The organism is Pseudoalteromonas sp. S2721 (assembly GCF_005887425.1).
GTDB lineage: Bacteria > Pseudomonadota > Gammaproteobacteria > Enterobacterales > Alteromonadaceae > Pseudoalteromonas > Pseudoalteromonas simplex.
This window is the reverse complement of record NZ_PNCZ01000074.1, coordinates 12,868-31,067: the sequence shown is the minus strand read 5'-3', so window position 1 is coordinate 31,067 and position 18,200 is coordinate 12,868. Positions and strand designations below refer to the sequence as shown.

General features: G+C 41.6%; 16 protein-coding genes. 8 read left to right on the top strand and 8 right to left on the bottom strand.

Features of this window, described 5'->3' with window-relative positions:
* Positions 1-56: 56 nt before the first annotated feature.
* The 3 genes from CWC02_RS19440 to can are packed head-to-tail and all read left to right on the top strand — an operon-like array spanning position 57 to position 2,962.
* Positions 57-1,052 (top strand): ABC transporter substrate-binding protein, encoded by a 996-nt coding sequence (locus tag CWC02_RS19440; RefSeq protein WP_228482690.1) that lies wholly within the window; start codon positions 57-59, stop codon positions 1,050-1,052.
* A gap of 50 nt (positions 1,053-1,102) precedes the next feature.
* Positions 1,103-2,281: a methyltransferase gene (locus CWC02_RS19435; protein ID WP_138619836.1), complete on the top strand. Its 1,179-nt coding sequence runs from the start codon at positions 1,103-1,105 to the stop codon at positions 2,279-2,281.
* Between the two features lie 18 nt (positions 2,282-2,299).
* Complete coding sequence (can, locus tag CWC02_RS19430) at positions 2,300-2,962, top strand: carbonate dehydratase (RefSeq protein WP_054554114.1); 663 nt, start codon at positions 2,300-2,302, stop codon at positions 2,960-2,962.
* 50 nt (positions 2,963-3,012) lie between these two features.
* Here can and ubiK read toward each other — a convergent pair whose 3' ends face one another.
* On the bottom strand, positions 3,013-3,276 hold the full coding sequence (gene ubiK, locus CWC02_RS19425) for a ubiquinone biosynthesis accessory factor UbiK (protein ID WP_054561163.1): 264 nt from the start codon (positions 3,274-3,276) through the stop codon (positions 3,013-3,015).
* A gap of 111 nt (positions 3,277-3,387) precedes the next feature.
* On the opposite strand from ubiK, the gene rep reads away from it, so the two are divergent.
* Positions 3,388-5,400, top strand: a complete 2,013-nt coding sequence (rep, locus tag CWC02_RS19420) for a DNA helicase Rep (protein ID WP_054554116.1) — start codon at positions 3,388-3,390, stop codon at positions 5,398-5,400.
* Here rep and CWC02_RS19415 read toward each other — a convergent pair.
* The 3 genes from CWC02_RS19415 to elbB form a co-directional block, all read right to left on the bottom strand.
* Positions 5,390-7,969 (bottom strand): bifunctional diguanylate cyclase/phosphodiesterase, encoded by a 2,580-nt coding sequence (locus CWC02_RS19415; protein ID WP_054554117.1) that lies wholly within the window; start codon positions 7,967-7,969, stop codon positions 5,390-5,392. The genes rep and CWC02_RS19415 overlap by 11 nt on opposite strands.
* A 183-nt stretch (positions 7,970-8,152) precedes the next feature.
* Positions 8,153-8,545, bottom strand: coding sequence for a c-type cytochrome (locus CWC02_RS19410; RefSeq protein ID WP_054554118.1), 393 nt, complete (start codon positions 8,543-8,545; stop codon positions 8,153-8,155).
* Positions 8,546-8,729: 184 nt separating this feature from the next.
* The gene (elbB, locus tag CWC02_RS19405) at positions 8,730-9,380 is read right to left on the bottom strand and encodes an isoprenoid biosynthesis glyoxalase ElbB (RefSeq protein WP_054554119.1); all 651 of its coding nucleotides are present in this window, start codon (positions 9,378-9,380) and stop codon (positions 8,730-8,732) included.
* Positions 9,381-9,893: 513 nt separating this feature from the next.
* Here elbB and polA point away from each other — a divergent pair.
* A complete protein-coding gene (gene polA / locus CWC02_RS19400) occupies positions 9,894-12,629 on the top strand; it encodes a DNA polymerase I (RefSeq protein WP_138619835.1) in 2,736 nt (911 codons plus the stop codon).
* Between the two features lie 142 nt (positions 12,630-12,771).
* Here the strand turns inward: polA and CWC02_RS19395 are convergent, their stop codons facing one another.
* The 3 genes from CWC02_RS19395 to CWC02_RS19385 all read right to left on the bottom strand — a co-directional run bounded on the left by CWC02_RS19395 (position 12,772) and on the right by CWC02_RS19385 (position 15,241).
* Positions 12,772-13,848 (bottom strand): phosphotransferase enzyme family protein, encoded by a 1,077-nt coding sequence (locus tag CWC02_RS19395; RefSeq protein ID WP_054554121.1) that lies wholly within the window; start codon positions 13,846-13,848, stop codon positions 12,772-12,774.
* A gap of 37 nt (positions 13,849-13,885) precedes the next feature.
* Entirely contained in the window at positions 13,886-14,773 is an 888-nt protein-coding gene (locus CWC02_RS19390) for an NTP transferase domain-containing protein (protein WP_054554122.1), read from the bottom strand.
* Positions 14,774-14,950: 177 nt separating this feature from the next.
* The gene (locus tag CWC02_RS19385) at positions 14,951-15,241 is read right to left on the bottom strand and encodes a hypothetical protein (protein ID WP_054554123.1); all 291 of its coding nucleotides are present in this window, start codon (positions 15,239-15,241) and stop codon (positions 14,951-14,953) included.
* Positions 15,242-15,313: 72 nt separating this feature from the next.
* Between CWC02_RS19385 and CWC02_RS19380 the strand changes: the two genes are divergently transcribed.
* Positions 15,314-15,526 carry a hypothetical protein gene (locus CWC02_RS19380; protein WP_054554124.1) on the top strand — a complete coding sequence of 71 codons (213 nt, stop codon included), beginning with the start codon at positions 15,314-15,316 and terminating at the stop codon, positions 15,524-15,526.
* Here CWC02_RS19380 and epmB read toward each other — a convergent pair whose 3' ends face one another.
* On the bottom strand, positions 15,527-16,540 hold the full coding sequence (gene epmB / locus CWC02_RS19375) for an EF-P beta-lysylation protein EpmB (RefSeq protein ID WP_138619834.1): 1,014 nt from the start codon (positions 16,538-16,540) through the stop codon (positions 15,527-15,529).
* Between the two features lie 41 nt (positions 16,541-16,581).
* On the opposite strand from epmB, the gene efp reads away from it, so the two are divergent.
* Complete coding sequence (gene efp / locus CWC02_RS19370) at positions 16,582-17,148, top strand: elongation factor P (protein ID WP_054554126.1); 567 nt, start codon at positions 16,582-16,584, stop codon at positions 17,146-17,148.
* A gap of 67 nt (positions 17,149-17,215) precedes the next feature.
* Positions 17,216-18,190, top strand: coding sequence for an elongation factor P--(R)-beta-lysine ligase (gene epmA / locus CWC02_RS19365; RefSeq protein WP_138619833.1), 975 nt, complete (start codon positions 17,216-17,218; stop codon positions 18,188-18,190).
* Positions 18,191-18,200: the final 10 nt, after the last annotated feature.

Below are 18,200 nucleotides of genomic sequence, written 5' to 3'. Positions count from 1 at the left end.
GATGATGCGTGCAAGGAATGAAAAGTCTACTAGGGTTAATCTGTCTAATGCTCTCTATGAGCGCACAGAGCGTTGATAACGTTAGCTTACAATTAAAATGGACTCACCAGTTTCAATTTGCAGGTTATTATATGGCTGCAGAAAAAGGCTTTTACAAGGAAGCGGGCCTTAATGTTGCTATTATACCTGCCGACCCAAATGACCCTGATACCTTTCCTAAAGTGTTAAACGGCCAAGCCGACTTTGCCATTACTCACTCAGGCATATTACAAAAACGCCAGCAAGGCGCATCGGTTGTTGCCCTTGGAGCCATTCTGCAGTTTTCGCCTTACTGCTGGATGGTAAAGAATAACTCAGATATTTTTCAGCCCAGAGACTTTGTTGGAAAGAAACTCAGCAAAGTTAGCTCACTAGAAAATGCAGAACTCTTGGTCATGTTACAGCGTGCTGGATTGAGCCAAGAAAGCTTGATGGCAGCTAGCCATGAAGGCGGCGTTAAAGAGTGGCTTGCCGGTGATTTAGATGCGGTGCAAGTTTATGTGACCAATGAGCCTTACAGCATGACTCTTAGAGGGGTTGGCTATCGACTCATTTGCCCTCAAAAGTTCGGCTTGAATGTGTATGGTGATATTTTATATACCTCTGAGCAGTTTTTAGCGAAGAAGCCTGAGGTTGTAGAGCGTTTTTACCGCGCGAGCCTAAAAGGGTGGCGATATGCTTTATTGCACTTAGAAGAAAGCATCGATGTGACCAAGCAACACTATGCTAAACATAAAAGCGTACAGGAGCTGGCTTATGAAGCACATGTTTTGGCAAGCTATATTCAACCTCCAGGGATTAAGTTAGGCAATATGTCGATGGCAAAATGGCGTTTAATTGCAGATCTATATGGCATCGAGCAAGCTGATTTTGATCAGGCTTTTGATGGCTTTATGTATGATCAGCAGCAAGCTGAAGCTATTGAGCTGTCGTGGATGTTGATCCTCGCCATCATTTTAAGTATTGCGTGTGTGCCATTGTACAGTCGCTTGATCAGCAGTAACCGACGTTAAATAAGATAAAAGCTGTTATACTGCTCTTTATTTCTTGTCGCTAAGTAGTTATGACACTTGCCGAGCACTTTGCAGCTTTAGATGCACTGCTATTTTCAACCCGCCAATACTGGCAATGTACCGCATTTGATTTTGATGATCTTCCTTGGCCTGAATTAGCCAACTTATTATGGGCGCTTGATGACCAACAAGTGAGTGAACTTGATGCCGATCAGCAAGCTTTATATCGTTATTTTACTGAGGCAATAGAGGGTATCGACCAGTTGGCTGAGTTGTGTAATTTGCCTGCTATAAGTGCTGCCCGTAATGAATTTCCATTTTGGGTAAGTAATGGCATTAAGGGCCGTAAGTTTGAACAACTACAAGACTTTGTCGCGGCCATTAGTCAGCAGTCATTAAACCAGCCTGTTTTAGAATGGTGTGCAGGTAAAGGGCATTTAGGTCGTATGTTGGCATTTAATGGGGCACCACGTGTCCATAGCATTGAGCTACAACAACACTTGTGCGATCAAGGTCAACACAGTGCTAAGCAACAGCAATTGGCGATGCAGTTTTCACAAGCTGATGTATTAACCGATGACACAGATGGCTTTTTTGAAAGCCAGCAGCATGCAGTTGCATTGCATGCCTGTGGTCGTTTGCATCAAACATTTATGCAGCAAGCAAGTAAAGCGAAAACCCAGCAAATTAGTTTTTCACCGTGCTGTTATCATTTATTCACTGATAACGCTTATCAAGCAATGAGCGAGCCCGTAAAAAAAAGCCAACTTGCGCTTACTCATCGCGATTTAAAACTGGCGCTGCAAGAAACGGTAACCGCACCGAGCCGAGTTGATAAGGTCAGAAAAACAGAGGTTGAATGGCGTCTTGGATTTGATGCGTTACGTAAATCACTGACCGGTGAAATGCACTATGTGAGTGTACCGTCAGTGAACAAAGCGATCTTCTCTGATTCGTTTAACTCATTTTGTTTATGGGCTGCTGAGAAAAAATCATTACATTTACCTGAAGGCATTGATTACAATAAGTTTTTAGAGATAGGTAAAAAGCGCAAAAGGGTCACCGAGCGAGTTGAACTCGTCCGACATGTGTTCAGAAGGGCAATTGAAGTTTGGCTCGTGCTCGATCGTGCTTTATATTTGCAACAACAAGGGTATCAAGTAACAGTTAGTACGTTTTGCGAAAAGCAGCTGACACCAAGGAATATCTTGATCCAAGCTAATTATTAAAAACCGTAAAGAGGCGCAATGAGAAAGTTAAAAAATTTATTCGAAAATAATAGACGTTGGGCAGCGCGTACGAGTGAAAATGATCCTGAGTTTTTTAAAATTCTATCAATGCAGCAAAATCCAGAGTATTTGTGGATCGGTTGTTCTGACTCGCGTGTACCTGCAAACGAAATTGTAGACTTATTACCGGGTGAGCTATTTGTTCACCGTAACGTAGCAAATGTCGTTGTGCATACTGACCATAACTGTCTTTCGGTAATGCAATACGCTGTTGAAGTGCTGAAAGTGAAGCACATCATGGTCGTTGGTCACTATGGCTGTGGTGGTGTTCAAGCAGTATTAAACGAAGCGCGTTTTGGCTTAATTGATAACTGGCTACGCCATGTAGGTGATGTAAAAGAAAAACACATCGAACAACTCAATGCATTACCTGAGCAAGAGCGTTTAAATAGCTTAATTGAACTAAACGTTATCGAACAAGTACGTAACGTGTGCCGTACTAACATTGTGCAAGATGCTTGGGCGAAAGGCCAAGATTTAACAATTCATGGTTGGGTGTATGGCTTAGCGAATGGTCACCTTAATGATCTTGAGTCGGTTGTGACCTGTGCTGAAGAAGCTAGTGATACCTACGGTATCGCCGTTAAGCGTGTATTCGAACGCGTGGCAGAAAAAAGCTAAAACCTAAACTAGTTAGGTAGAAAAAAGGAGAGCTAATTCGCTCTCCTTTTTTATTGTTCGTCTTGTTTGCTAGCAAGTTGCTGCTCGAGTAATGCAACTTTCTCTTCAAGCTCAGTGAGTTTTTCACGAGTACGAATAAGTACTTGGCTTTGAATATCAAACTCATCACGGCTTACAAAGTCCATCTCAGCAAGTTTGTTTTGAATAGCTTGCTTTGTTTTGCCTTCAACTGTTTCGGCAAGGTTTTTCACGCCTTGCGGCATGTTGTCAGTAATTTGCTTAGCGATTTCTTCAAGTTTTGCTGGGTTGATCATCTTCGTCCCTTGAGTCACGTAAAAAAACAATCTTACCTTATTGGCTAGGCGTAGTGTAGTGATTACGGTAAAATTGCCCGTCCTGTCTTTGGATAATTTCTTTAGGGGCTTATGAAACTCAACCCAAAACAAGATGAAGCGGTAAAGTATATCAGTGGACCGTGTCTGGTATTAGCCGGTGCGGGCTCTGGTAAAACGCGTGTTATTACTAATAAAATCGCTTACTTGGTGCAAAAGTGTGAGTATCAAGCGCGCAATATTGCGGCGGTAACTTTTACCAATAAAGCGGCAAAAGAAATGCGCGAGCGTGTAACGCAAACACTGGGTAAACAAGAGTCGAAAGGCTTATGGGTTTCAACGTTTCATACTCTTGGGCTTGAGATCATCAAAAAAGAGTTAACGACGCTAGGGTTTAAACCCGGTTTTTCGTTGTTTGATGATCAAGATACCAACCAGTTACTAGCCGAGCTGACCGAAGAAGAACTAAAAAAAGACAAAGACTTACTCAACCTACTAAAAATGCAAATAGGTAACTGGAAGAACGAATTGATTCTGCCAGAGCGTGCTGTTCGCGAAGCCCGTGAGCCACAAAAAGCCTTATTTGCTCAGCTGTATGCGCGTTATCAAAATCAACTACGTGCTTATAATGCCCTTGATTTTGATGATCTGATCATGATCCCTACTTTATTGTTAGGCCAAAATGCTACTGCGCGTGAGCGTTGGCAACAGCGTTTTCGTTACTTGCTTGTGGATGAGTACCAAGATACTAATACCAGCCAGTATCAGTTGGTTAAGTTATTGGTGGGTGAACGAGCTCGTTTTACAGTGGTAGGCGATGATGACCAATCAATTTACTCATGGCGCGGTGCTAAGCCTCAAAACCTTGTACTATTGAGTAAAGATTTTCCGGGCTTACGTTTAATTAAGCTTGAACAAAACTACCGAAGCGCAGGGCGAATTCTAAAAGCGGCGAATATTTTGATTGCCAACAACCCTCACGAGTTTGATAAAAAGCTATTCAGTGAACTTGGTTATGGTGAGCCAATCAAAGTGATTGGTTGTCGTGATGAAGAGCATGAATCAGAGCGAGTGGTAGCAGAAATCATTTCTCATAAATTCATGAAGCGTACCAGCTATAAAGATTACGCGATTTTATACCGTGGTAACCATCAAGCGCGCGTGTTTGAAAAAGCACTTATGAGCAACCGCATTCCCTATAAGATAAGTGGCGGCATGTCGTTTTTCTCGCGTTCAGAGATTAAAGATATCATGGCGTATTTACGCTTATTGGTGAACCAAGATGATGACAATGCCTTTTTACGTATTGTAAATACGCCACGCCGTGAGATTGGTACGGTCACACTCGAAAAACTTGGCACCCTTGCTAATGAAAAGCATATCAGCTTATTTGCAGCCTGTTTTGAACCTGAACTTGCACACCGCTTAAAAGGCCGTGGTTTTAATGCCTTAGCTGGTTTTGCCCGCTGGGTGGTTGAGCTTTCTGATAATGCGGTACGCGGCGATACCCTTGAGGCTGTGAAAGAGTTAGTTAGACAAATTAACTACGAAGCATACCTTTATGAGTCATCACCAAGTGCAAAAGCTGCTGAAATGCGCATGAAGAACGTTTCAGAGCTTTATCGTTGGATCACCGACATGCTAACAGGGGACGCAGACAACCCGCCGCTGAACCTTGCTGAGGTGGTTAGTAAACTGACTTTACGTGACATGCTTGAACGTAACGAAGAAGAAGACGAATCTGATGCGGTACAATTACTGACACTGCATGCTTCAAAAGGTTTGGAGTATCCGTATGTGTTCATGGTTGGCATGGAAGAGGGGTTACTACCACACCAAGTAAGTATCGATGAAGATAACGTTGAAGAAGAGCGTCGTCTTGCTTATGTAGGTATAACCCGTGCTCAACAAGAGTTGGTAATGACTTATGCTAAGTTACGTCGTCAATTTGGTGAAACGTCAGATACTGAGCTCAGTCGCTTTGTGCAGGAGTTACCACAAGATGACTTAGCCTTTGAAGCGAAAAAGCCACCGTCTTCACAGGCTGAGCGTATGGAAAAAGGCCAAGCCCGTGTAGCTAATCTAAGAGCGATGCTTAAGAAGTAATTATTTGTGCGCTTGGTGTTTCGTATTCGAAGGGCGCCAGCGCATGCTGTTTACCAATAAACAACGACAACCCGTGCTTATCGAGTAACGTGCGGTAGTTAAAAATCGACGGTCCTTTCGCGATTACTTTGATATTTTGCAGCTTAGTGATCGCCAGTACACCTTGCAGTTGTAAGTGATAGTTTTCTTGCTGTAATACGCGCTTGCTAAATGTTGAACTTAATAACAAGTAATCGAATTGAAACTCAGTCAGTAAGTTTAACTCACAGCGATCTTTAGCAAATTCATTCAACCCAATCGAAAATCCTTGTGCGACCAAGTTTTTTAAATTTTCAATTTGTACCGCTGATGCGTAACGAATTTCTTGTTCGTTGAATAACAGACACATTCTATTCGCATCGTGGGCTTTTAATAGCTTACATAGTGCTTGAAAATTAATACGTTCAAGGACTAAGCCAGAGCAAGGGAACAATACTTTTTCTTTCTTACTGTCACTTACTAAGCTGAATGCTTGTTTTAGTAAGTTAAGTTCAACCTCAAAGTGCTGTACTCTATCGGTCGCAAACTTCTTAAGTACTTCAAAGCTGGTGCTGCCAAGTACTGGGTGTTCACCAAATGCTTCGAGTAAAGACTCTGCGCGAGTTTGCTCATCCAAGGTAATGATTTCGGCACTTCTAAAGTGCATAGGCAAGTCATCTAAGTGATGCATATTGTCAGCATCATGTTGCACATTACTGGCATTAAGCAGCGGATGGAAACATTCAAAGCGATTACGGCCTGCATTTTTAGCGTAATACATGGCGGCGTCGGCATCACGTATAATTTCATCGGTGTGCTTGTAGCTTGGTTTTGAGTAAGTAATACCAATACTGGCACCACTTTGAATGCATTGACCCTTCATACAGAAAGGTTTTCTCATTATTTCGATGATACGTTTGGCAACATCTTGAGCTTGCTGTTGCTCAGTTAAGTGAGTGAGCAATACCACAAACTCATCACCACCTAAACGTGCAAGTAAATCATGCTCACGGATACAATGCGAGAAAGATTCAGCAACACCAATTAAAAATTGATCGCCTGCTTGGTGACCAAGGTGATCGTTGATGTCTTTAAATTTATCAAGGTCAATAAATAACACTGCAAACTGCTGCTCTGGATAGCGCTGATAATGCTGCAATGTTTTTTCTAACTGTGTTAGGAATAAACTGCGATTAGGTAAACTGGTTAATGAGTCATGGTGTGCATCGTGGTACAGCTGTTGTTCTATTTTTTTACGCTCTTCAATTTGCATCTGTAAGTGCAGGTTTGCTTGGCGTAACTCTTTCGTTTTCTCTGCAACTCTGTTTTCCAGCTTTTGATGATTTAGCTTTAACTCTTGATTTGCTAAATGGGTTTGAATGACGTTGGCTATTTGATGCGATACAAAGGTAATTAACTCACAGTCATCTTGCGTGAATTCGTGTTTATTATTATACGCTTGGCAAACTATTAGACCAATGACACCTTGCGATGTTTTAAGTGGTGCACCTAACCAGCTAGTTGCTGTTCGTTCAGCCGGGACGTCTACGGGCCTTTCAACAACGCCTAACTTAATTAGATTATTTGCTTTATCAATATCGATGACTTGGCATTCTTCGGAGCTTAAAACAAGTTCACTAAAACCTTTTGCAAAAGGTCTCGGCCTGCCTGTGTCATTGTATTCATCGACACAGTACGGAAAACTTAACCAGTGAGTTTGCTCATCATAAAGGGCAATATATAGGTTGTCTGCATAGGTAATGGTTTTAATAATTTCGTGAACATGTTTATAAACGTCGTCAAGATTTTCACTTAAGGTTGCCAGCTCTGATATTTTAAAAAGGATCTGTTGACGCTCTAACGCTTTTTTACGTTGCTGTATTTCTTCATTGAGAGCTTGATTACTTTGTGTCAGTGCACGAGTACGAATTTTAACTTCTGATTCGAGCAGTTCACGTTTCTTAACTCGTTCGATGGCCGTTGCCAAATAAAGTGACATTACTTCTAGCAACTCAATTTGTTGCTCAGAATAACTCAGGTCTTTTTCATAGCTTTGCGCGACCATCACTCCAATTATTGACTTATCGCGGTATACAGGAACTCCAACCCAATGCTCGGCAGGTGTGCCAAAGCATTTGAGTAAGCCTTGTTCAACCGCTAGCTCTGTTTGTTGTTTGGTAAAGTAGCTGGTTTTACCTTGCTTAAATACGTAACCTGTCAGGCCTTCTTTAAAGTACTGTTCATACTTCAATGGCACAGAGAGGCCATCTTTTTCGTCGGCAAAATAAGATAACTCAAGGTTATCGTAAACAGGGTTATGCAAAACCACGAAGAAGTTTTTACTTGGAATATAGTCTTGCAGGATGTTGTGGATAGCAGGGTAAAGCAAGGTTAATTCGGCAACAGTACTCGCTTGCTCTGATAATTGTAAAAGAGCATGTTGCAAGTGATGTGATTGCTTATACTTTTGTAAAAGCGATTTTAAGCGAACATTTTTACGTGCAAGCTTATCAAAGTGTGTTGCTGAATCTTCCAATGATTTAGAACTCATTTTATTATTGTTTAAATATCGTCCTTAATAGTTCCACTTTTTCATTAGATCGTCAAGTAACAGCTGTTAACAAAATAGTAATTTATTATGGTCATATTTGGCTACAGAGCTAGCCTCGCGCCCTGATAAAGGCATAAAAAAAGGGCTTATAAAAATAAGCCCTTAGTATTAGATTTGAAACTGTTACTTGCTAGTCATGAAATCGATAGCAGCGCTGATCTCTTCATCAGAACAGTCCATACACGTACCTTTAGGAGGCATCGCGTTGAAACCATTGATTGCATGGTCAAGTAAAGTGTCCATGCCTTTAGCAATACGAGGAGCCCAATCATCAGCTGATTTAGGTGCGCCTAGTGCACCAGTGCCGTGACAAGCAAAGCATGCTGCTTGGTAAACTTGTTCACCAGAACGAGGGCCTGTAGGTTCAGCAGCGACTGCAGCTTTATCACCTTCTAGATAGACAGAACCAATTGGCGCTAGACGCTTTTTGATAGCATCTTCAGTCAAAGAGTTGTCATACGCTTGTGCATATGCCGTTGTTGCTAGCAGTAATAATGCAGCTGATAGTTTTTTCATTTTGCCTTGCTCACTTCGATTTGAACGTGATCAATCACGATATATATGACGGAAATTAGAACGATTATAACGCTAAGCCACAATTTATAAAATGATCTAAAAGGCTTTTTCTTGAGAAAAACCGTCATTTTTTTGCGTTAGCGCAAGAAAAGCCAGCATAAAATACTGGCTCTTAGCTTGATGCTTAAGCAAGCTCTAATACTTTGTTAACTAATTTTTCGATACCCGCATCTGCATCTAAAATACTTTGGGCCAACATATAGGCTGGGGTAGTGACCACTTTATGTTGTTGATCAACAACGATATCGTTCACAGCACAGCTTTGGTGTGCTCCACCAAGTTGTTCTATAGCTGCGGCGGTCTCTGCATCGCTCCCAATGGTTGTTTTTACACCTTTACCATAAATAAGCGGCAGCATGGCAGGCGCAATACATATATAACCTGCTGCTTTGTTGGCATCGACAAAAGCCTTCGCTGTTGTCAGTACATCACCTTGAACTTGGGCATCTGCACCTTTTACTGCAAAGTCAGATAGGTTTTTCGCGGCCCCAAAGCCACCTGGTACGATCAAGGCATCGAACTCATCTACATTTAGCTCAGTGAGCGCTTTAATTTCACCGCGGGCAATACGTGCAGCTTCAACTAGCACATTACGATTAGGTGTCATTTCTTCACCTGTTAGGTGATTAACGGTGTGCATTTGTTCGATATCGGGTGCGAAGCATTCATAGCTCGCGCCTGCTTTAGCGATATGTAATAAGGTTAACACGGCTTCATTGATTTCTGCGCCGTCGTAAACACCGCAACCAGCTAAAATTACAGCAACTTTTTTCATTTTTTGAACTCTCCTTAATGCGACTAGCTTAAGTTTAACAAGGATACGAGCATGGCGACAAAATAAAAAATTTTCGTCGCTTGATAACTCGCAAAGCATGATGAATAGCTGTTTATGCCTTTTTATAAATTACTAACGAAAAAAAAAGTATAAAGGATCGCTATGATCTTTGATCCATTATGCTAGAATACTCCTCCGGTTATGAAAAGGGATGTTAATTCGGTATCGAATAAGCAAAAGGTTATCGCTACTAAAACCGTTTTCCACATCGGACAAAAATAATAAAAAAAGAACGCCGTAATATCTTTTTTAAATAAAAACATAAGCTTATCTAATTTTTCCTAAATGTTTTTTCATTTTGGGAGAATTAACTGTGTCTGTTATCTACAAAGTTATCCACAGCTTGCTCTGTCATAAAGCTTTATTGGTTAATAATTCACAGTCGTTTTCTTCATGACCTTATGGCATGCTTACAAACAATTTAATGTTATTCAATTAGGATCCAATTTCACCATGGCTCAGATCCCTGAAAATCCACTTATTCTTGTAGATGGTTCTTCTTATTTATTCCGTGCATACCATTCGCCACCGCACCTTACTAACTCAAAAGGTGAAGCGACAGGCGCAATCTATGGCGTAGTTAATATGCTTAAGAGTTTGATCAAGCAATATGATCCGTCGCACATGGTGGTGGTATTTGATGCCAAGGGTAAAACCTTCAGAAATGATATGTACAGCGAATATAAAGCGAATCGTCCGCCAATGCCGGATGACTTACGCACACAGATCGCACCACTGCATAACATTATTAAAGCAATGGGTTTTCCACTGATTAGTATTGAAGGTGTTGAAGCTGACGATGTTATCGGTACGTTTGCGCGAATAGCCTCAGAGCAGCAGCGTCATGTGCTGATCTCGACTGGCGATAAAGATATGGCGCAGCTTGTTAATGAGCATGTTACGCTGATCAATACCATGACAGATAGCATTTCAGATCCAGAAACCGTGGTTGAGAAGTTTGGCGTTGGTCCTGAATTGATCATTGATTACCTTGCCCTAATGGGTGACAAAGTCGATAACATCCCAGGTGTTGATGGCTGTGGTCCAAAAACAGCGGTGAAGTGGCTGCAAAAATATGGATCATTACAAGGTGTCATTGATCATGCAGGTGAAATAAAAGGCAAGATTGGTGAAAAGCTTGCTACAGCACTTGATCATTTGCCACTTAGCTATGAGTTAGCAACAATTAAGTGTGATGTTGAGGTTGAGTCAGATCTTGAAAGCTTTAAGCTGCAAGAGCCTAATCGTGACGAATTGATTGCACTTTATGGTGAGTGTGAGTTCCGCCGTTGGTTAGCTGAGCTACTTGATAACCCTAAAGACGCTGACACGCATTTAGATGTGCCAACTGAAGCTAACGAACTACCAAAAGTTGCTGATGCACACTACGAAACAATCTTAACTGAAGAGCAACTTGATACCTTAGTGGCGCAGTTAAATGACGCCGAATTGTTTGCTTTTGATACTGAAACAACCAGCCTTGATTATATGCAAGCGCAATTGGTTGGTATGAGCTTTGCGGTTAAAGCCGGTGAAGCGGCTTACCTTCCGGTTGGTCACGATTACCCAGATGCGCCTGAGCAATTAAGCTTAGAAACCGTAATGGCAAAAATTGGCCCAATCTTAGCTGACGAAAACAAAGCGAAAGTGGGGCAAAACCTGAAGTACGATAAAAGCGTGTTAGCTAACGCAGGTTTTGAATTAAAAGGCATTAAATACGACACCATGCTGGAGTCGTATGTATTTAATAGTGTAGGCAGCCGCCATGATATGGACTCGTTGGCACTGAAATACCTTGGTCACAAAAATATCAGCTTTGAAGATATTGCCGGTAAAGGTAAAAAGCAGTTAACGTTTAACCAAATTGAGCTAGAAAAAGCGGCGCCTTATGCTGCTGAAGATGCCGATATAACGCTACGTCTTCACCAGGTGTTATGGCCAAAAATTGATGCCGATAGCCAATTGAAGTCAGTATTCGAAGATATTGAGTTACCACTTGTCACAGTGCTTTCTGATATTGAGCGTACTGGTGTTGCAATTGATAGCAACATGCTGGCAGCTCACAGCCAACGTTTAGGTGAACGCCTGTTAGAGCTTGAGCAAGAAGCTTATGATATTGCAGGTGAAAAATTTAACTTAGGCTCACCTAAGCAACTGCAAGCTATTTTGTTTGAAAAACTTGAGCTGCCTGTTATCAAGAAAACACCTAAGGGTGCACCTTCGACAGCAGAAGAAGTATTGCAAGAACTTGCTCATGATTATCCATTACCAAAAGTGATTATTGAGCATCGAGGTTTATCTAAACTAAAATCAACCTACACAGATAAACTTCCGCTAATGGTTAATGAGCGCACGAAGCGAGTGCATACCTCTTATCATCAAGCTGTAACAGCAACAGGGCGTTTAAGCTCAACGGATCCTAACTTACAGAATATTCCAATTCGTTCAGAAGAAGGCCGTCGAATTCGTGAAGCCTTTATTGCTGCACCTGGCCATAAAATTGTGGCTGCCGATTACAGCCAAATTGAATTACGTATCATGGCGCATTTATCACAAGATAAAGGCCTACTCACTGCGTTTGCGAATGGTTTAGATGTGCACAGCGCAACCGCTGCAGAAGTCTTTGGGGTTAGCCTTGAAGAGGTTACCAGCGATATGCGTCGTAAAGCGAAAGCGGTTAACTTCGGTTTAATTTATGGCATGTCGGCGTTTGGTTTATCGCGTCAGTTAGATGTACCACGCCATGAAGCACAGCATTATATTGATAAATACTTCGAGCGTTTCCCTGGCGTACTTGAGTACATGGAAACAACTCGTGAAAAAGCTGCTGATAAAGGGTATGTAGAAACGATTTTTGGTCGCCGCTTACATTTACCAGAAATCAATGCCCGTAACGGTGCTCGTCGTAAAGCCGCTGAACGTGCTGCGATCAACGCACCAATGCAAGGGACTGCTGCTGATATCATCAAAAAAGCGATGCTAAAAGTTCATCAGTGGGTGAACGCGCAAGCTGCAGGTTCAGTGAAGCTGCTAATGCAAGTGCACGATGAATTAGTGTTCGAAATTAAAGAAGAGTGTGTTGACGACTACAAAGCTGAAATTTGTAAGCTAATGTCAGAAGCCGCGACTCTTGATGTGCCTCTGATTGTTGAAGCCGACAGTGGTGACAACTGGCAACAAGCTCACTAATATCTAAACTAAGAGCCACCGATATAACAATTCGAGTGGCTCGGTCTGATTAGTTAAGGAGTGGTCGGTAGCTCCTATCATCCCCATAGCTTGACGTGAAATTGCTCCAAAAGTTTAACCCCAAACTTTAATTGTAAGCTCGTTACTTATTTATTTCTAAAATAGCTTTTAGGGTATTCTCTTTTTCAAGAATATCGCGATACAGTGCGAACTGGTTTCGGGCTCGTTCGAGATTATGGTGAGCATGTTTAGTCGCAAAGTAATTGTCACCATCAATAAAATCAGTAAGAAAGCGCAAGCCAATCATAAATGTCATTACTTTTGTGCCAAGCCAAAAGCTCTCTTTTTCTGCATCAGTGATTACATTTTTTAATGGTTCTACATAGCCCTTAACAATAGCTGCAAAAATTTCTTCGCGAACTGTTACATTTTTCAGGTTAGTTGAGTCCTCTTGCTCAGGTGAACAGAAAGTGCGCACCATGTCACCAAAATCAAATAACCAATAGCCAGGCATACAGGTATCTAAATCGATAACTGCTTTTGCATCATCAGAATCTTTACAAAAAAGCATGTTATTGATTTTTGTATCATTATGACAGGGTCTTAATGGGATCTTACCTTCCAGTTTCTGTAGTTCATCAATTAGCGATTGCTGATTTAAACAGAACTCGATATCTGGTTGGCAAAGCTCGATACGATTTACAGGGTCATTTTCGATTGCTTTTCTGAAAGCATCAAAACGCATTGCTAAATTATGAAAATCTGGGATAACATGATGTAGTTGCTCAGCCTGAAAGTCTTGTAAAGCAAGCGCAAATTGACCAAATGCATTGGCCGCAGTTTGTGCTTGAGAGATGTTTGCTACAACATCCTCACTGTAACTGCCGCCAATAAATTCGAGTGCACGCCACACGCCTTGGTCACATTCCACCAAAAAATCATTTTTTATTGTCGGAACATGACGAATAATCTCGAGACTATATTCTCCTTTCACATGTTTGTCGTTTAGGTGCTTTTCGATAAGCCTTGCATTCTCTACAAGCTGCTCAGGGTTAGGAAATACATCAGTATTTAGTTTTTGCACAACGACAGCATTATCTTGTGACTTAAGAAGCATCGTTGTGTTTATATGGCCGTTGCCAATAGGTTTCAGTGTCACGTGATCTGAACTTAAGCCAAAATGCTCAGAAAGATAAGTTGCAACAGGATTCGACTTCATTAATTTTCCATTACTTTTTGTAAGAAGAGGTGTAGATTTATTCATTAAGCCCGAGGCGTAACTGACGTAATGTACTTGCTATTGCATCCAATTCAGCTTTGTAGGTTACGCCGTACCATGGCTCTTGTGCGGTATAAACGGCGACAGTTTGATTGTAATCTTTAATCGCAAGTTGTATCTGATTTGGTAAATAATACTCTTTCGTGACACCGTTGTCAGTATTTTCTAAAAACTGTACAAAGCCCTTTTCTAGAACCATGAATAAATCATCTGTAATCCCCCAAAAACTCATTGAACCAAGAGCTTCCTTAGCAATACTCTGACGCTCACCTAGAGAGTTATTACCTAACAAAATATCTTGCTCTAGCTTGATATCAAGATATTCAACAACATCGATTAAATGTTGTTGCTCATCGATGCTACACACTCCGCGATTGACCCCTCCTTGAGTCGATAAAGTATCAACTACAGGGTAACCAACCATAGCCCAATCATTACTACGCTTAAAATGTTCGGCGATAATTTTAAACGAAGAGGCCCCATAATAATCATCGGCTGTAATTACAATTGCAGGGTTCTTTACATAGGGTTTTGCACATAAAAGAGCGTGGCCTGTTCCCCAAGGCTTTTGCCGCTCTTTAGCTAAAGAAAGATACTTTTCTGGAATTGCAGTGATTTCTTGATTAACTAAGATAACTTCAAGTGATTTAGGTAAACGGGGTAAAATTCTTGCTTCAAATTCGGCTCGAATATTAGCATTTATGATGATAACAGCTTGAGTTACACCTACTTGAACAGCATCTCGAATACTTAGTTCCATAATAGTACTGTTAAGGCCTGGAATATCAGCAATTTGTTTGTTTCCACCAAAGCGACTACCGAGTCCGCCAGCTAATACGATTAAGGTTAGAGAATGATGAGTCATTGCGCGAGTAATAAGATGAACAAAGGAAAAGTGTACCAGAACCTTTGATATTCGAGCAACGGCTGTTAATAAGGATTGTAAGTATTAAAAAGCACTATGTTAAGAGAGATTTAAGAGGGCACAAAGTAGAGCTCAGTGCTCCTCAAAAATCATCAGCACGTTGTAGTGATTAAGTGTTTATTTGAAGGTTGCTAGCAACTGTAATAACTGTTGCAGTTTAATAACGGTTTTTTTCAGCTTTTCTTCGTCCATACCGTCGTTGCTTAAGCTTTCTACATCAGCTGCAACATCGAGAACGTAAGGTTTAAAGCGTTTCGCTTCAAAATCAAAGCCAGCATCTTTTGCAAATAAGGCTTTGAATTTGCCATGGCCTTGCTGCTGTAAATCATCTAATTTTTTATCAGCATCAAGTGCCTGACGATAAACGATTTTTAGGTTAGCATTGAGTTGTTCAATAATTGAATCCATTTTTTTCCTAAAGCTTTAGACTGCAATGCCGATATAGTACGTGGATTGTCATAAAAAGTCAGGTAATGAACTATGAATATATCAGGATCAAGCTTACCAGCGATGAGTGGCGGTGGCGAAAGCGCAGAAGTTTACAGCGCATCACTTGCTAAAAAACAGCAAAAGGCTGATGGTGCTGCGGCACTTGCACTTATCGAAGGCGCAGCAATGAATACCAGTGCTGCACAAACACCTGCTAAGTCGGTAACTGCGACACTAGGTAACAACGTAAACGTATACGTTTAACTACAGTATATTGAGATCGATAGGCGTTTTACTTTTTTCGCCGCCGATCTCACGCACCAGCTTAGGAACCAAAAAACCCGGCAATGCTGCCAGCATAGCCGTTACGATTTCTCGTGCCTGACTCTCAGCTATATCAAAATGGCTAGCACCCTCAACTTTATCTAGTAGATGTAAGTAGTAAGGAAGTATATCTGCCTCAAAAAGCGCTTCACTTAATGCAACTTGCGACTCGACAGAATCATTCACATCTTTTAGTAACACCGCCTGATTTAGTAACGTCACCCCTGCAGCTTTTAACTTTTGCATGGCCGCTTTAAAGTCATCATCAATTTCGTTAGCGTGATTGATATGATTTATAAACACCACCTTTAAGGGCGATGCAGCAAAGCGTGTACATAGCTCATCGGTAATTCTTGCAGGGATCACCACAGGTAAGCGGCTGTGAATACGCATGCGTTTAATTTGCGGAAGCTGCTCTAACTCATCCATAAACCAACTCACAGCATCGTCTTTGGCCATCAATGGATCGCCACCACTTAAAATGACTTCGTTGATGTTGCTGTCGGCTTTTATGTAAGCCAGTGCGTCAATCAAGCTGCGTTTGTTTAATTGGTTTTCTTGATAAGGAAAGTGGCGTCTAAAACAATAACGGCAATTTACGGCACAACCGGTTTTAAACATAACTAAAACGCGAGAGCGATACTTGTGTAACAAGCCAGGTTGGTTGTTATCTTGCTCTTTTAGAGGGTCTTTGTCGTAACCTGTTTTTGCTAAAAACTCTTGGTGCCTGGGCATCACTTGCAGCAAAAGAGGGTCGTTTATGTCGCCATAACGCATTTTTTTGATAAAAGGCTGCGGCACGCGGACAGGAAAAAGACTGCGTGCTTTGAGGTCTTTTTCGTCTACTTTGCTTGATAATCCTAGCATTTCTAGCAAGCGTTCAGGACAAGTGACAACATTTGCCAATTCTTTTTGCCAGTTTTTATGCAAATTTACTTCATTTCTTTGTATCATTGACACGTAGATTACTCGAAATTATTTAGACAGAGGAAACGATGGCGAATTATAGCACCAATGAGTTCAAGGGCGGCCTAAAAATTATGTTAGACGGCGAACCTTGCAGCATCTTAGAAAATGAAATGGTAAAACCAGGTAAAGGCCAGGCGTTTAACCGTGTTCGTATTCGTAAACTTATCACAGGTAAAGTACTAGAAAAAACATTCAAGTCAGGTGAATCAGTTGAAGGTGCAGACGTAATGGATACAGATTTAGCGTATCTATACACTGACGGTGAGTTCTGGCACTTCATGAACAACGAAACATTTGAGCAAATCGCTGCTGACGAAAAAGCGCTTGGCGACAATGCAAAATGGTTAGTTGAAAATGACGTTTGTACTATCACGCTTTGGAACGGTAGCCCAATCGCCGTGACTCCACCAAACTTCGTTGAATTAGAAATCACTGAAACAGATCCAGGTCTAAAAGGTGATACAGCGGGTACTGGCGGTAAACCAGCAACATTAAGCACAGGTGCTGTTGTTCGTGTTCCTCTATTCGTACAAATCGGCGAAGTGATCAAAGTTGATACTCGTAGCGGTGAATACGTGAGCCGTGTTAAGTAATAGGCATTGTTAAGCAATTTATTATAAAATCCCAGCTTCTGCTGGGATTTTTTTTGGGAAACACTTTATGTCTAATGGCCTTTGGCAACCAAGCGCCGATATTGAAACTTTACGAGAGCGTGCCGCTATCATCCGTCGTATTCGCGAGTTCTTTTATGCACGTGATGTTATGGAGGTTGAAACGCCAAGCTTAAGCGCGGCCAGTGTAACCGATGTGCATTTAGCGACATTTAGTACCGAGTTTGTTGGCCCAGGTCATGCTGGTGGCTTACCACTTTATTTGCAAACGTCACCTGAGTTTGCCATGAAGCGTTTACTTGCTGCAGGCTCTGGGGCTATTTTCCAGCTATGCAAAGCTTTTCGTAATGAAGAGGCGGGTAGTCATCATAATCCTGAATTTACAATGCTTGAGTGGTATCGTCCGGGTTTTGATGAATTTGCGCTTATGGATGAAATGGATGAGCTTATGCAATTGGTGCTTGGCGTAGAAAGCGCTGAGCGACTCACTTATCAGCAAGCCTTTATGAACGCCTTAGGTGTAGACCCTTTAACTGCTGATATTAGCACATTACAGCAACTAGCAACAGCGCAGGGCTTTGCCGATATTGCCGCGAATGAAACGCATCGCGATACCTTGTTGCAGCTATTATTTTGTATGAAGGTTGAACCAACGATTGGCCAAGAAAAGCCTTGTTTCGTTTATCATTTTCCTGCATCGCAAGCCGCTCTTGCCCAAATTTGCCAGCACGATGAGCGAGTAGCTGGGCGCTTTGAGTTATATTTTAAAAATATGGAACTGGCAAACGGCTTTAATGAACTGACCAATGGCAAAGAGCAAGCAGCTCGTTTTAGTGAAGATAATCAGTACCGTGAAGCAAATGGCTTAAAGCAAGTGCCAATGGATGAGCGTTTAATAGCTGCACTAGAGCATGGCTTACCACAATGTGCGGGTGTCGCACTGGGTATAGATCGACTCATTATGCTGGCAACGAATAAGCAAAAGATTAAAGACGTACTCGCCTTTGATGTTGAAAGGGCTTAACTTATTTGGC

What these genes read in the sequence shown, in the direction of transcription:
- elbB (WP_054554119.1), bottom strand. Translation starts at nt 9,380, where the DNA reads ATGAAAAAAGTTGCTGTAATTTTAGCTGGTTGCGGTGTTTACGACGGC.
- ubiK (WP_054561163.1), bottom strand. Translation starts at nt 3,276, where the DNA reads ATGATCAACCCAGCAAAACTTGAAGAAATCGCTAAGCAAATTACTGAC.
- can (WP_054554114.1), top strand. Translation starts at nt 2,300, where the DNA reads ATGAGAAAGTTAAAAAATTTATTCGAAAATAATAGACGTTGGGCAGCG.
- polA (WP_138619835.1), top strand. Translation starts at nt 9,894, where the DNA reads ATGGCTCAGATCCCTGAAAATCCACTTATTCTTGTAGATGGTTCTTCT.
- CWC02_RS19415 (WP_054554117.1), bottom strand. Translation starts at nt 7,969, where the DNA reads ATGAGTTCTAAATCATTGGAAGATTCAGCAACACACTTTGATAAGCTT.
- efp (WP_054554126.1), top strand. Translation starts at nt 16,582, where the DNA reads ATGGCGAATTATAGCACCAATGAGTTCAAGGGCGGCCTAAAAATTATG.
- CWC02_RS19435 (WP_138619836.1), top strand. Translation starts at nt 1,103, where the DNA reads ATGACACTTGCCGAGCACTTTGCAGCTTTAGATGCACTGCTATTTTCA.
- CWC02_RS19410 (WP_054554118.1), bottom strand. Translation starts at nt 8,545, where the DNA reads ATGAAAAAACTATCAGCTGCATTATTACTGCTAGCAACAACGGCATAT.
- rep (WP_054554116.1), top strand. Translation starts at nt 3,388, where the DNA reads ATGAAACTCAACCCAAAACAAGATGAAGCGGTAAAGTATATCAGTGGA.
- CWC02_RS19440 (WP_228482690.1), top strand. Translation starts at nt 57, where the DNA reads ATGAGCGCACAGAGCGTTGATAACGTTAGCTTACAATTAAAATGGACT.
- CWC02_RS19380 (WP_054554124.1), top strand. Translation starts at nt 15,314, where the DNA reads ATGAATATATCAGGATCAAGCTTACCAGCGATGAGTGGCGGTGGCGAA.
- CWC02_RS19385 (WP_054554123.1), bottom strand. Translation starts at nt 15,241, where the DNA reads ATGGATTCAATTATTGAACAACTCAATGCTAACCTAAAAATCGTTTAT.
- epmB (WP_138619834.1), bottom strand. Translation starts at nt 16,540, where the DNA reads ATGATACAAAGAAATGAAGTAAATTTGCATAAAAACTGGCAAAAAGAA.
- CWC02_RS19395 (WP_054554121.1), bottom strand. Translation starts at nt 13,848, where the DNA reads ATGAAGTCGAATCCTGTTGCAACTTATCTTTCTGAGCATTTTGGCTTA.
- epmA (WP_138619833.1), top strand. Translation starts at nt 17,216, where the DNA reads ATGTCTAATGGCCTTTGGCAACCAAGCGCCGATATTGAAACTTTACGA.
- CWC02_RS19390 (WP_054554122.1), bottom strand. Translation starts at nt 14,773, where the DNA reads ATGACTCATCATTCTCTAACCTTAATCGTATTAGCTGGCGGACTCGGT.